Annotated in this window: 9 protein-coding genes; 8 read left to right on the plus strand and 1 reads right to left on the minus strand. The window is 71.5% G+C overall.

Annotation, left to right across the window (positions count from 1 at the left end; all coding sequences use genetic code 11):
- Positions 1-5: 5 nt before the first annotated feature.
- Positions 6-1,142 carry a YihY/virulence factor BrkB family protein gene (locus tag MQP27_RS10550; protein WP_242764227.1) on the minus strand — a complete coding sequence of 379 codons (1,137 nt, stop codon included), beginning with the start codon at positions 1,140-1,142 and terminating at the stop codon, positions 6-8.
- Between the two features lie 462 nt (positions 1,143-1,604).
- Between MQP27_RS10550 and MQP27_RS10555 the strand changes: the two genes are divergently transcribed.
- The 8 genes from MQP27_RS10555 to MQP27_RS10590 all read left to right on the plus strand — a co-directional run bounded on the left by MQP27_RS10555 (position 1,605) and on the right by MQP27_RS10590 (position 13,779).
- A complete protein-coding gene (locus MQP27_RS10555) occupies positions 1,605-2,780 on the plus strand; it encodes a heparan-alpha-glucosaminide N-acetyltransferase domain-containing protein (RefSeq protein ID WP_242764229.1) in 1,176 nt (391 codons plus the stop codon).
- A 30-nt stretch (positions 2,781-2,810) separates the two neighbouring features.
- Entirely contained in the window at positions 2,811-5,252 is a 2,442-nt protein-coding gene (locus MQP27_RS10560; protein ID WP_242764231.1) for a Pls/PosA family non-ribosomal peptide synthetase, read from the plus strand.
- A 29-nt stretch (positions 5,253-5,281) separates the two neighbouring features.
- Positions 5,282-7,378: a non-ribosomal peptide synthetase gene (locus tag MQP27_RS10565; RefSeq protein WP_242765068.1), complete on the plus strand. Its 2,097-nt coding sequence runs from the start codon at positions 5,282-5,284 to the stop codon at positions 7,376-7,378.
- A gap of 14 nt (positions 7,379-7,392) precedes the next feature.
- Positions 7,393-8,394, plus strand: coding sequence for a TauD/TfdA family dioxygenase (locus tag MQP27_RS10570; protein ID WP_242764233.1), 1,002 nt, complete (start codon positions 7,393-7,395; stop codon positions 8,392-8,394).
- Positions 8,391-9,422: a 2,3-diaminopropionate biosynthesis protein SbnB gene (gene sbnB, locus MQP27_RS10575; RefSeq protein WP_242764235.1), complete on the plus strand. Its 1,032-nt coding sequence runs from the start codon at positions 8,391-8,393 to the stop codon at positions 9,420-9,422. The genes MQP27_RS10570 and sbnB overlap by 4 nt, the downstream gene beginning before the upstream one ends.
- A gap of 37 nt (positions 9,423-9,459) precedes the next feature.
- Complete coding sequence (gene sbnA / locus MQP27_RS10580; protein ID WP_242764237.1) at positions 9,460-10,425, plus strand: 2,3-diaminopropionate biosynthesis protein SbnA; 966 nt, start codon at positions 9,460-9,462, stop codon at positions 10,423-10,425.
- Positions 10,426-10,545: 120 nt separating this feature from the next.
- Entirely contained in the window at positions 10,546-12,177 is a 1,632-nt protein-coding gene (locus tag MQP27_RS10585) for an acyl-CoA dehydrogenase family protein (protein WP_242764239.1), read from the plus strand.
- A gap of 294 nt (positions 12,178-12,471) precedes the next feature.
- Positions 12,472-13,779, plus strand: a complete 1,308-nt coding sequence (locus MQP27_RS10590) for a helix-turn-helix domain-containing protein (RefSeq protein ID WP_242764241.1) — start codon at positions 12,472-12,474, stop codon at positions 13,777-13,779.
- The last annotated feature ends 93 nt before the right edge of the window (positions 13,780-13,872 follow it).

The raw sequence follows: 13,872 nt of genomic DNA on the forward strand, positions 1-13,872 counted from the left end.
GAGCTCTAGGAGCTCTCCGGCTTGTGCGGCGGGTGTGTGCTCTTCACATGGGTGCGCAGGCGTGAGGTGACGTCCTCCGGCGGTAGGAAGCGCGACCAGCGCTCGGGGAACTCCGAGGGCATGTCGGGGTCGCCCGGGTCGGTGTCCTGGCCCGCGGCCGTGCGGGCCACGTGCTCGGCCAGCTGCGCCTCGCGCACCCGCTCGTTGGCGGCGCGGGCCGCGGCCGTGGCGGCGGCCGGCCACACCCGGTCGATCGCCGCGTTGACCGCGGCCCCGACGAGCACGGCGAACGCGGACACGCCGATCCACAGGAGCACGGCGACGGCGGCGGCGAGCGAGCCGTAGATGGTGGCGCCCTCGATGGTGTTGGTGATGTAGATGCGCAGCAGGAAGCTGCCGAGCACCCACATGGCCAGCGCGACCAGGGCGCCGGGCACGTCCTCGATCCAGGGCGAGCGCACCGGCACGGACACGTGGTAGAGCGTCGTCAGGAAGACGACGGACAGGATGATCACCACGGGCCAGTACAGGACCTGCACCAGCGTCTCCGACCAGGGCACGATCCGTACCACGGCGTCCGGCCCCGCGACCATCAGCGGCAGCGCGATCGAGCCGATCAGCAGGGCCACCACGAACAGCAGGAACGACATCACCCGGGTCTTGACGATCCCGCGCACGCCGTCGAGGCCGTACATCACGGTGATGGTGTCGATGAAGACGTTCACGGCACGGGAGCCCGACCACAGGGCGAACACGAAGCCGATCGAGATGACGTCGGGGCGGCCGCCCTTGACCACGTCGTGCAGGATCGGCTGGGCGATCTCGGTGACGCCCTTGTCGGACAGCACGGTGCGGGAGGCGTCCAGGATGTTGCTCTGGAGGCTGCTGATGGTGTCGGTGCCGGTCCAGTCGTCGACGTAGCCGAGCAGGCCGATCAGGCTGAGCAGCAGCGGCGGCACGGACAGCAGCGTGAAGAACGCGGCCTCGGCGGCGAGGCCCAGGATGCGGTACTCCATGCAGGAGTTGACGGTGTCCTTGAGCAGCAGCCAGGCGGTCCTGCGCTTCGAGACGTTCCGGTAGAGGGCACGCGCTCGATGGAGGCGGCCTGCGGACCGCTGCGGGGATTCACTTGCCTGCTGCACGACCTAAAGGTATCCGCCGCGCCTGAGTGCACTCATCCCCCGCCCGGACGGCACGTCCCATTTTTCTGTCATGTCCGCGTTGGCCGGATTGTTCTACAACCCATTTCGCCGCCTTTGTAAACGGCACACGTCGGGGCCCTGATCACGCATTCCGGGAGATCCGGAAATCGCCAATGCCTGAAACGCCCTTGAACCGTTCATGAACTTTCCGAAAGAATTCGGACTGCATTCCTGCGTCCGCCGAGAACGGCTCAGGCGCAGATGACACGGGGGACTTCAGGGGACCACTCCCACAACTCTCGCTCATTTCCGCACCATTTCGAATACCCGCGTGAACAGCGAGCGGGATTCGACCGTATTCCACTCGGGGGAATTCTTATGCCTGCTCCGCACCCGTTGACGCATACGCCGTCACAGGCCCACCGAGGCGGCGCGGGTTCACCTGCGCCACGCATCGCGGGAGTGGACGCGGTCCGCGGACTCGCGCTGCTCGGAATGTTCTCCGTCCATGTGTACGGCGCCTTCGCGGCCGACGGCTCGCCCACGCCGGCCTGGGTCCTCGCGGGCGGCCGGTCGGCGGCCGTGTTCGCGGTGACGGCCGGGCTGGGGCTGGCGTTCACCACGGGCGGGCGCCGGCCGGTGACCGACCGCGGCGCCTACGCGGCCGTGACGGCCCGGGCCCTGCTCATCGGGCTCACGGGGCTGCTGCTCGGCTACGCCTCGAACGCGGCCGACCTGGACGTGGACGTGATCCTGGCGTTCTACGCCCTGCTCTTCCTGCTCGCCCTCCCCCTGCTGCGGCTGCGCCCGGCCACCCTGACCGGGCTGGCCCTGCTCTTCGCCGTCGCGGGCCCCGTCGCCCTGCACCTGCTGCACGGCGCGCTGCCCGAGCCGCCCTTCGACGGCGACCCGACCCTCACCGACCTGTTCACCCACCCCCTCGGCGTGCTGTCCGACCTGCTCGTGCACGGCGACTACCCCGTGCTCGCCTGGATGGCGTACCTGTGCGCCGGACTCGCCGTGGGCCGCCTGGATCTCACCTCGAAGCGGGTCGCGCGGCGGCTGCTCACGGGCGGTCTCGCGGTCGCGGCCGGGGCCTGGCTCGTCGCCACCCTGCTGCTGCGGGAGTTCGGCGGGCTGTGGCATCTGTGGCGGGCGGAGTTCTCGGACACACCGTGGCGGGAGGCGCGAGGCGAGGTGCTGTGGGACACCCCGGACGGCTCGACCTGGTGGTCGCTGCTGTCCCGGGCACCGCACTCGACCTCGCCGTTCGACATGCTCCAGACCCTCGGCTCGGCCGCCGCGCTGCTCGGCGCCGTCCTGCTGCTGACCCGCCTCACGCCCGCCCGGCGGGCCCTCGCCCCGCTCGCGGCGGCGGGCAGCATGCCCCTGACCCTCTACTGCGCCCACGTCCTGGTCCTCGCCACGGGCGCCCTCGGCATCTGGCCCGACCTCCTCTACGGCGTGCTCGTCGCCGGCTCGCTGCTCTTCGCCGTCTGCTGGCGACGAATGGTGAGCCGGGGGCCGCTGGAAATTCCTGTGGCGGCCGGGGCGAAATTCGCGCGCCGGGCCGCGGAATGTCCGCGCGGTGCAACAACCGGGCGATCACCGCAACCGGACAAGCCACATAAGTCGTAAAGCCTGTAAAACCCGTAAGGAGCGCACGTGGTGGGAAAAATCGACACCGGCACGGAAAATGTCCTGGCCGAGGTTCTGGCCGGTGTGGTCAAGGTGGAGAACATACCGGTCGACAGTCATTTCTTCGACGATCTCGGCGCCAACTCCCTGGTGATGGCCCACTTCTGCGCCCGGGTCAGGAAACGCCCGGACCTGCCCTCGGTCTCGATGAAGGACGTCTACGGCAACCCGACGATCCGGTCCCTCGCGGCCGCCCTGGACACCGCACCGGCCCCGGCACCGGCACCCGCCGAGCCGCCGGCCCCGGCGCCCGAGCCCGGCAGCACCCCGCGCCATCTGCTCTGCGGCGCGCTGCAGTTCCTGGTCTTCGCGGCCTACTGCGCGCTCGCCGGGATCGTCATGGGCCGGGGCTACGAGTGGATCTCCGCGGTGGACGGGGTCGTCGACGTCTATGTGCGGTCGCTGGTCTTCGGCGCGGCGGTGTTCGCGGGCGCCTGCGTGCTCCCGGTCGCCGCCAAGTGGCTGCTGGTCGGCCGCTGGAAGGAGACCGAGTTCCCCGTCTGGAGCCTCGCCTACTTCCGCTTCTGGACCGTCAAGGCGCTGCTGCACGCCAACCCGCTGCTGCTGTTCGCCGGCAGCCCGCTGTACGTGCTGTACCTGCGGGCCCTCGGCGCGAGGATCGGCAAGGGCGTCACGATCCTGTCGCACTCGGTGCCGGTCTGCACCGACCTGCTGACCGTCGGCGCCGGCTCGGTGATCCGCAAGGACTCCTACTTCCTGTGCTACCAGGCGCACGCGGGCCGCATCCGCACCGGCCGCGTGACGCTCGGCCGGGACGTGTACGTCGGTGAGAAGACCGTCCTCGACATCGGCACGACGATGGGCGACGGCTCGCAACTGGGCCACTCCTCCGCGCTGTACGGCGGCGCGTCGGTCCCCGCCGGCGAGCGCGTCCACGGCTCCCCCGCCGTGCGCACGGACGTCGACTACGTCCGCATCCCGCCGGCCCGCGTCTCCACGCTGCGCCGGGCCGTGTACGGCCTCGGGGGGCTGCTGCAGATGCTGGTCGTGTACGTGCCCGTCGCGGTCGGCGGAACCTACCTGCTGCTGACGGTGGTCCCCGCCCTCGACAACCTCCTCGACCCGACCGCACAGGACCTGGGCTCGGCCGCCTTCTACGGCGAGGCCCTCGGCTTCTCGCTGGCCGCCTACGCGGGCTTCGTGGTCCTCGGCCTCGCCGCCGTGTCCCTGCTGCCGCGCCTGCTGAGCCCGCTGCTGCGCCCGGACCGGGTCTACCCGCTCTACGGGCTGCACTACTCGGTGCAGCGCGCGGTCGCCCGGATCAGCAACGTCAAGTTCTTCAAGTGGCTGTGCGGGGACAGCTCGTACATCGTCCACTACCTCCGGTCGATCGGCTACGACCTCTCGCACGTCGAGCAGACCGGCTCCAACTTCGGCACCGAGGTGCAGCACGAGACTCCGCTCCTGGTGAGCGTGGGCAGCGGCACGATGGTCGCCGACGGTCTTTCGATCGTGAACGCCGACTTCTCCGGCACGTCCTTCCGGGTCTCCCGGGCGACGATCGGCGCGCACAGCTTCCTGGGCAACAACATCGCCTACCCCAGCGGCGGGCGCACCGGCGAGAACGTCCTGCTGGCGACCAAGGTGATGGTCCCGCTGGACGGGGAGGTGCGTGAGGGCGTGGGCCTGCTGGGCTCGCCCGCCTTCGAGATCCCGCGCTCGGTGGAGCGCGACAGCCGCTTCGACCACCTGCGCGAGGGCGACGAACTGCGCGACCGGCTGGCCCGGAAGAACCGTTACAACCTGCGCTCGATGGGCCTGTTCCTGTTCGTGCGCTGGCTGCACTGGTTCGCGCTGAGCGTGCTCGGCTTCGCCGCCTTCGACCTGTACGGCGCCCACGGCACCGTCGGCGGTCTGCTGATCGGCGCGTCCCTGGTCGTGGGCCTGGTGTTCTCCACCGGCTACTACGTGCTGGTGGAGCGGCTGATCACCCGCTTCCGGCCGCTCCGGCCGCGGCTCGTGTCGATCTACGACCCGCACTTCTGGTGGGTGGAGCGCCTGTGGAAGGTGCCCGACAACCACCTCGTGGTGTTCAACGGGACGCCGTTCAAGAGCTTCGTGTGGCGGCTGCTCGGTGTGCGGATGGGGCGCCGGGTCTTCGACGACGGCTGCTACATCACCGACCGCACGCTGGCCGCGATCGGCGACGACTGCACGCTCGCCGCGCACACCAAGGTGCAGGCCCACTCGCAGGAGGACGGCACCTTCAAGTCCGACCACATCCGCATCGGCGCCGGCTGCACGCTCGGCACCGGATCACTGGTGCACTACGGCGTCTCGATGGGCGACGGCGCCGTGCTCGCGCCCGACTCCTTCCTGATGAAGGGCGAGGAGATGCCGCCCGGGTCGCACTGGGGAGGCAACCCGGCGGTCGCACCGCGGCACGGCTGACAGCAAGAGAAGCACAACAGGGGGAAATGATGGAAACGATCCCGCGGTGGACGCTCACTCCGACACCGGGCGTCGCCGACTGCGAACTGCCGCTGCCCGAGGGCGTGTCGAAGGAGCCGTCCGCCCTCGCCGCCGCGCACACCAAGGTGCTGGCCGCGCTGACCGGCGGCCCCGCGGCGGCCGCCCGCCTGGAGGACACCGGGCTGCACGTCGCCTTCACCGACCACGGCACGCTGCGGCTGCACTACCGCACCGACCTGCTGGACGCCGACGCCGCGGCCCGCATCGCCGGCTACCACCTCACCGCGCTCACCGACCCGGACCGCGCGACCCTGCTCTCCGAGGAGGAACTCCGGCTCCAGCTGGACGACCTGGCGGGCCCCGAGCGGGAGCTGCCGGACCGTCGGGTGCACGAGCTGTTCGAGGAGCGGGTGCTGCTGCACCCGGACGCGGTGGCCGCCGTGTCCGAGGCGGGGCAGTGGACGTACGCGGAGCTCAACTCCCGCGCGAACCGCATCGGTCGGGCGCTGCTCGCCCGGGGACTGCGCCGCGAGGGCGTGGTCGCCGTGGTGATGGAACGCGACCTCGACTGGCTGGCGGCGGTGCTCGGCGTCCTCAAGGCGGGCGGTGTCTATCTGCCCGTCGAGCCGCACTTCCCGGCCGACCGGATCGCCCGCACCCTGGAGCGCGCCGAGTGCCGGCTGGTGCTCACCGAGCGCGGCAGCGACCAGCACGTGGGCGGCGCGGTCCGCAAGGTGTTCGCGGACACCGCGTACGCCGAGGGCCACGCCGACCACGACCTGCGGCTGCCGGTCTGGCCCGACCAGCTCGCGTACATCTACTTCACCTCCGGCTCCACCGGTGAGCCCAAGGGCGCGATGTGCGAGCACGCCGGTTTCCTCAACCACGTCCTCGCGAAGATCTCCGACCTGGGCGTCGGCGCCGGGCGGACGGTCGCGCAGACGGCGCCCCAGTGCTTCGACATCTCGCTGTGGCAGCTGGTGTCGGCGCTGGTCGTGGGCGGGCGGACGCTGATCGTGGGGCAGGAGACGATCCTGGACGTACCGCGGTTCGTGGACACGATCGTGCGGGGCCGGGTGAACGTGCTTCAGGTCGTCCCGTCGTATCTGGAGGCCGTGCTCGCCGAGTTGGGGCAGCGACCGCGCGAACTGCCCGACCTGCGCTGTGTGTCGGTGACCGGCGAGGCGGTCAAGAAGGAGCTGGTGCAGCGCTGGTTCACCGCCCAGCCCGGCATCCGGCTCGTCAACGCCTATGGCCTGACGGAGACTTCGGACGACACCAACCACGAGGTCATGGACCGCGCGCCGGACGGCGACCGGGTGCCGCTGGGGCGGCCGATCGCGAACGTCCGGGTGTACGTCGTCGACGAGGACCTGGTGCCCGTACCGCTGGGCGCCACCGGCGAGATCGTCTTCTCCGGCGTCTGTGTCGGCCGTGGTTACGTCAACGACCCCGAGCGGACCAAGGCGGCCTTCACCGACGACCCGTACCGGCCCGGCGAGCGGCTGTACCGCAGCGGCGACCACGGGCGCTGGCTGCCGGACGGGAAGCTGGAGTTCCTCGGCCGGCGCGACAGCCAGGTCAAGGTACGCGGTTTCCGGGTGGAGATCGGCGAGATCGAGAACGCGCTGCTGCGGGTGGACGGGGTGCGCGACGGCGCGGTCGTCGTCGTCCGCGGGGCGCAGCTGGTGGCGTTCTGCACCGGGCCCGAGCCGGTGGCCGCCGAGGCGGTGCGGGAGCGGCTGGCCGCCTCGCTGCCCGCCTACATGGTTCCGGCCGTCGTGCACTGGCGCCAGGCGCTGCCGCTGACCGCCAACGGCAAGACCGACCGCAAGGCGCTCACCGCGCTCGCGCAGGAGCTCGACTCCCACGCGTCCGGTGCGCCGGACACGCCCGCCGAACGGCGCATGGCCGCCGCCTGGGCCGAGGTGCTCGGCGTTCCGGCGGACCGCATCGGCCGGCTGGACCACTTCTTCGACCGCGGCGGCACCTCGCTGTCCGCGGTGAAGCTCGCGATCGCCCTGGACCGGGCGATCACGCTCAAGGACGTCACCCGCCATCCGGTCCTCGCCGAACTGGCGGGGCTGCTCGACCAGCACAGCTGAAAGGAACCCGCACGATGTCGCACTCCCCGACCCTTCTACCGGACGTGGAACCGGCCCCGGGCCGGCCACCTCTCCTGCACGCGAAGTCGGCCGACGACCCGGTGAGCTGGGCCGCCGAGCACCGCGCCGCGCTGCGGGCCGCGGTCGCCGAGCACGGCAGCCTGCTGGTCCGCGGGCTGACCCTGACCGGACCGGCCGCCACGGAGGCCGTGTTCCGGCAGCTGACCGAAGGCCTGATGGCCGACCGGGAGCCCTTCGCTCCCCGCCGCTCCTACGCGGACGGCGTGTACTCCTCCTCCAAGTGGCCGCCCAACCAGCAGATGTGCATGCACCACGAGCTGAGCTACTCCCTGGACTTCCCGGGGCTGCTGCTCTTCGCGTGCCTGGTGGCGCCGGAGGCGGGCGGCGCGACCGCCGTCGCCGACGGGCCGACCGTGCTGGAGGCGCTGCCCGCCGCGCTGGTGGAGCGGTTCGAGCGGGAGGGCTGGCTGCTGACCCGGACGTACAACGACGAGATCGGCGCCTCGGTCGGCGAGGCCTTCGGCACCGAGGACCGGACGGCGGTCGAGCGCTACTGCCGTGCCCACGCGATCGAATACGCCTGGCAGGACGACGGCTCGCTGAAAACCCGGCAGCACCGCAGCGCGGTGGTCCGCCACCCGGTGACCGGGCGGCGCTGCTGGTTCAACCAGATCGCCTTCCTGAACGAGTGGACGATGGACCCCGAGGTGCGCGAGTACCTGGTCGACGTGTACGGCCCCGACGGGCTGCCCTTCAACACCCGTTTCGGCAACGGCGATCCGCTGGACGAGGGCATCGTCGCCGCGATCAACGAGGTGTACGAGGCGCACACCCTGCGCGAGCCGTGGCGGGCCGGCGATCTGCTGCTCGTCGACAACGTCCGTACGGCGCACAGCCGCGAGCCCTTCGAGGGGCCGCGCGAGGTGCTGGCCGCGCTGGGGGATCCCGTACGACTGACCGACTGCGCACCGACCGTCGAGGTGAGGACCGCATGACCGCAGCACCCGCACCGTCCTTCTCGGTCGTCTCCGGTGAGCAGGTCGTCGAGGCCCTGCGGGGCCGGGAGCCGGAGATCGGCGAGCTCGTGGAGGCCGTGTACCGGCTGCACGGGCAGGGCGAGTCGGTGAACCCGCCCTCGTACTTCCTGCGTTTCCCGGACCGGCCGAGCTCCCGGATCATCGCGCTGCCCGCCTCGCTGGGCGGGCCGCTGCGGGTGGACGGCCTGAAGTGGATCTCCAGTTTCCCGGAGAACACCAGGTCGGGCCTGCCGCGCGCCTCCGCGGTGCTGATCCTCAACGACCCGGAAACCGGTTACCCGTACGCCTGTCTGGAGAGTTCGGTGATCAGCGCGACGCGCACGGCGTCCTCGGCGGCCCTCGCGGCCGACCGGCTGAGCCGCACGCGGACACGACCGGCCCGGGTCGGGTTCATCGGCACGGGTCTGATCGCCCGTTACATCCACACGCATCTCACGGCCACCGGCTGGGAGTTCGAGGAGACGGGGGTGCACGACCTGTCGGCGCCGAGCGCCGCCGGCTTCAGCTCCTATCTGGAGCGGACGGGCGCCGGGGGCAAGATCACCGTGCACGACAGCCCCGAATCCCTGGTCCAGGCAAGCGACTTGATCGTGTTCGCCACGGTCGCGTCCGAGCCGTACATCCACGACCCGTCTTGGTTCGCGCACCATCCGCTCGTCCTGCACGTCTCGCTGCGCGACCTGGCCCCGGAGATCCTGCTGGCGTCCGCGAACTACGTGGACGACGTCGAGCACTGCCTCAAGGCGCAGACCTCGCCGCACCTGGCCGAACAGCTCACCGGCGGGCGGGAGTTCCTCGACGGCACGCTCGACGACGTACTGACCGGGCGGTCCACCGTCCCGGCCGACCGGACGGTGGTGTTCTCACCGTTCGGACTGGGGGTGCTCGACCTCGCGGTCGGCAGGTTCGTCCACGACGAAGTGGCCCGCAGGGGAGGGTTGCATGTCGTCGACGGGTTCTTCCACGAGCTGCGCCGGTACGGCTGACCGGCCGGGCTTCGTGACGCATGAGGAGGGGGGCAGCATGCCCGTCATTTCCGATCCCGTTCAATTCAACGAGAACGAGCTCTACGTCGACCTGCGGGCCGCGCTGGGGCTGCCGCTGTACCTGAAGTGCGAGGGCTTCAACTTCGCCGGCTCGATCAAGCTCAAGGCGGCCACCGAGATGGTGGACGCCGCCGAGCGCGACGGCCTGCTGCGGCCGGGCTCCGTACTGGTCGAGTCCTCGTCCGGCAATCTCGGCGTGGCGCTGAGCGTGCTCGCGGCGAGCCGGGGATACCGGTTTCTGTGCGTGACCGACGCGCGCTGCAACCAGCCGACGATACGGCTGATGGAGGCCCTGGGCAGCCAGGTGCACGTCATCCAGGAGCCGGACGTGCGCGGCGGCTTTCTGGGGGCGCGGATGGCGTACGTGGCCGCGCTGTGCGCGTCCGACGACAGATACGTCTGGCTCAACCAGTACACCAACCAGGGGAACTGGAAGGCCCACTACCGCACGACCGCGCCCGCGATCGCCCGCCGCTTCCCGGACCTGGACGTGCTGTTCGTCGGCGCGGGCACGACCGGGACCCTGATGGGCTGCGCCCGCTGGTTCTGGCAGTGGCGGCGCCGGGTGCGGATCGTGGCCGTCGACAGCGTCGGCTCGGTGAGCTTCGGCCAGGCGCCGGGCCGGCGGCTGATCCCGGGCCTCGGCACCAGCGTCCCGCCGGCCCTGCTGGACGAGTCCTACGTGGACGAGCTGATCCGCGTGGACGAGACGGACGCGGTGCTGGCCTGCCGACGGCTGGCGGCACGGGGGTTCCTGTTCGGGGGGTCCACGGGGACCGTGGTCAGCGGTGCGGGTCAGTGGCTCGCGGACCACGGGCGAGCGGGGCTGGTGTCGGTGGCGATCGCTCCGGATCTCGGGGAGCGGTATCTGGACACGGTGTACCGGGAGGGGTGGCCGGCGGACGTGACGGAGTCCGAGCCGGCGATGGCTCGCTCGGCCTGACGCCCCGTCTCCAGGGGGCTCCGCCCCCTGGACCCCCGATCGGCCCTGAACGGGCCTCGTCCTCAAACTCCCCCAAAGGGGGCACCCCCAGACGGGCTGGCTGTGCTGTACGTTCGCGACATGGCAGGCAGCACCCACACCGTGTCGAACCAGGCCCCGCCCCTGGTCGGCTACGACGTCTACACCGCCGACCGGGTCCTCACCTCCGCCGTCGACCGCCATCTCCCCCCACCCGTCCTCGACGAGGCGCACGGCGAGCTCGCCGCCCTGGGCCGGGCCTCCGGGTCCGCCCAGGTGCAGGAGTGGGGGGTCCAGGCCAACGAGCACCCGCCCCGGCTTCGCACCCACGACCGCTACGGCCACCGCGTCGACGAGGTCGACTTCCACCCCGCCTGGCACCGCCTGCTCGGCAAGGGCGTCGCCGCGGGCCTCACCGCCGCCTGGAACCGCCCCGGCGGCCATGTCCGCAGAGCGGCCGCGTTCCTGGTCTGGACCCAGGTGGAGGCCGGCAACCTCTGCCCGCTGTCGATGACCCACGCCGCCGTCCCCGCGCTGCGCACCGACCCCGCCCTCGCCGAGGAGTGGGAGCCGCGGCTGACCTCCATGATCTACGACCGTGAACTGCGGCCCGCACATCTCAAGCCGAGCGCCCTGTTCGGGATGGGCATGACGGAGAAGCAGGGCGGCAGCGACGTCCGCGCCAACACCACGGCCGCGACCCCGCTCGCCGAGGCCGGCACGTACACGCTGACCGGCCACAAGTGGTTTTGCTCGGCCCCCATGTCGGACGGTTTCCTGGTGCTCGCGCAGGCCGAGGCGGGACTCACCTGCTTCCTCGTCCCGCGCGTCCTGGCGGACGGCTCGCGCAACCCCTTCCTCCTCCAGCGACTCAAGGACAAGCTCGGCAACCGTTCGAACGCCTCCGCGGAGGTCGAGTTCGCCGGCACCTGGGCCCGGCGGGTCGGCGAGGAGGGCCGCGGGGTGCGCACCATCATCGACATGGTGGCGGCGACCCGGCTGGACTGCGTGCTGGGCTCGGCGGGTCTGATGCGGCAGGCGGTCGCCCAGGCCGTGCACCACTGCACGCACCGGGAGGCGTTCGGCGCGAAGCTCGTCGACAAGCCGCTGATGCGCAACGTGCTGGCCGACCTCGCGCTGGAGTCGGAGGCGGCGACCACCCTCGCGCTGCGGCTCGCGGCCGCCTACGACGACGGCGGCGAGCAGGAGCGGGCGCTGCTGCGGATCGCCGTACCGGCCGCCAAGTACTGGGTGACCAAGCGCTGTACGCCGGTCACGGTCGAGGCCGCGGAGTGCCTGGGCGGCAACGGGTACGTCGAGGAGTCGGGGCTGCCCCGGCTGGTGCGCGAGTCGCCGCTCAACTCGGTCTGGGAGGGCGCCGGGAACGTCCAGGCCCTCGACGTCCTGCGGGTGCTCCAGCGCGAGCCGGGGGCCCTCGACGCCTATCTGCGGGAGGTCGGCAGGGCGCGCGGCGCCGACCACCGGCTGGACGGCGCGATCAAGGGCCTGCTGACCGAACTGGCCGATCTGGAGGGCATCGAGGCCCGCGCCCGGCGTCTTACGGAGCGGCTGGCGCTGGTGCTCCAGGGTTCGCTCCTGGTCAGGTTCGCGCCACCCGAGGTCGCCGACGCCTTCTGCGCGGCGCGGCTGGGCGGCGACGGGGGTGCGGCCTTCGGCACCCTGCCGCACACCCTCGACCTGGCCTCGGTCGTGGAGCGCGCCCGGCCGGTCTGACCTGCGGACACGAAAGAGCGGGGGTGGTGCTGCGCCGACACGGCACCACCCCCGCCCACTGGCCCGTTCGAGGCCGCGAACGCCGCTCGGGACGGCGTCGCTCAATATTCAAACAAGCCGGGAGCGTTCACCAGGGTTGCAAGGGGTTGCAACTTGCTGCTGTCTGTGGCCGGACCATGCCCGTGCGTCAGCGACGGAAGGCACTATGAGACGGACAGTCAGGACAGACTCCGGCTCCCGTGTCCGAAACACGACGGGAAACGGTTGTCACGAGCCTTTCTCCCGGGAGGACCAGTGGCGCTCTCGCCGACGGACGTCGCCCAGTTCGCCGTGGTCGACACGGCACGCGCGGCGCGAGTACTGAGCGAGGTCCGGTCGGCCGCCCTCTCCGGGCAGCGCGCCCCGATCGCGCCGCGCCCGGTGATCGAGCAGTCCTGGGACCGGATGCTGCGCAGCGGCATCGATCCCGAGCACGACCGCCGCTCCGGGCTGCTGGCCCCCGACGAGGTGCGCCGGCGCCGGGAGAGCACCGAGCTGCGGCACGTCATGCCGGTGCTGCGCGAGGGGCTGCTGTCGGTCGCGGACGTCGCCCACCACATCATGGTGGTCGCCGACGAGGACGGCCGGGTGCTGTGGCGGGAGGGCAGTCCGGCGGTGCTGCGCCGGGCCGACGGGCTGGGCTTCGAACTCGGCGCGGACTGGAGCGAGGACGTCGTCGGGACCAACGGCGTCGGTACACCGGCGGTGGTGCGCCGACCCGTGCAGGTCTTCGCCTCCGAGCACTTCGTCCGCTCGCAGACCACCTGGACCTGCACCGGCGCCCCCATCACGGACCCCCGGGACGGCCGGCTGCTCGGCGTGGTGGACGTCAGCGGGCCGCTGGAGACGATGCATCCGGCGACGCTCGCCTGGGTCGACTCGGTGGCCAAGCTCGCCGAGGCCCGGCTGCGCGAGCTGCATCTGGCCTCGCTGGAGCGGCTGCGCGCGGTGGCCGCCCCGGTGCTGTCGAGGCTGGGCGGCCGGGCGCTGGCGGTGGACCGGGACGGCTGGACGGCCGCGGTGACCGGAATGCCGTACACGAACCGGATGTCCCTGCCCAAGTCCCTGTCGGCGGGCCGCCGGTGGCTGGCGCCGCTCGGGCCGTGCTCGGTGGAGCCGCTGGGCGAGGGCTGGCTGATCCGCGCCTCGGACCAACCGGCGCCGCGGGTCGACACCCGGGTCGTGCTCGACCTGAGCCGGCCGCGGCGCTGGTCGGTGACGGCGACCGGATACGCGGGCTCCTGGAGCCACGAACTGAGTCCGCGGCACGCCGAGTTGCTGTACCTGCTGGCCCTGCACCGGGACGGACGCAGTGCGGCGGGGCTGGCCGAGGACGTGTTCGGGGACCCGGGCCGTACGGTCACCGTGCGCGCCGAGATGTCCCGAATACGGCGCTATCTCGGGGGGTTGCTGGAACACCGGCCCTACCGTTTCGCCGAGCACGCGGAGGTCGAGGTGCTTCTGCCGGCCGACCCGCACGACCTGCTGCCGCACGCCCGGAGTGTGTCCACCCCGTCTCTCCGAGTGACATCACCGGGCAAAGACACGTCATCTTCCGCATAATTGCAAGGTCTTCGTCCCCGTACCCGCCGGACTGCCGTAGCATCCCTCTTCGGGCCACCCCACCTGCTCCTTTGGTCAACACACGGACCAATG

It is taken from the genome of Streptomyces cylindrosporus, assembly GCF_022698165.1.
GTDB classification, from domain to species: Bacteria; Actinomycetota; Actinomycetes; order Streptomycetales; family Streptomycetaceae; genus Streptomyces; species Streptomyces cylindrosporus.

Bases quoted from the DNA above. Each gene is read 5' to 3' on its own strand.
- sbnB (WP_242764235.1), top strand. From the start codon at position 8,391: ATGACCGCAGCACCCGCACCGTCCTTCTCGGTCGTCTCCGGTGAGCAG.
- sbnA (WP_242764237.1), top strand. From the start codon at position 9,460: ATGCCCGTCATTTCCGATCCCGTTCAATTCAACGAGAACGAGCTCTAC.
- MQP27_RS10570 (WP_242764233.1), top strand. From the start codon at position 7,393: ATGTCGCACTCCCCGACCCTTCTACCGGACGTGGAACCGGCCCCGGGC.
- MQP27_RS10585 (WP_242764239.1), top strand. From the start codon at position 10,546: ATGGCAGGCAGCACCCACACCGTGTCGAACCAGGCCCCGCCCCTGGTC.
- MQP27_RS10565 (WP_242765068.1), top strand. From the start codon at position 5,282: ATGGAAACGATCCCGCGGTGGACGCTCACTCCGACACCGGGCGTCGCC.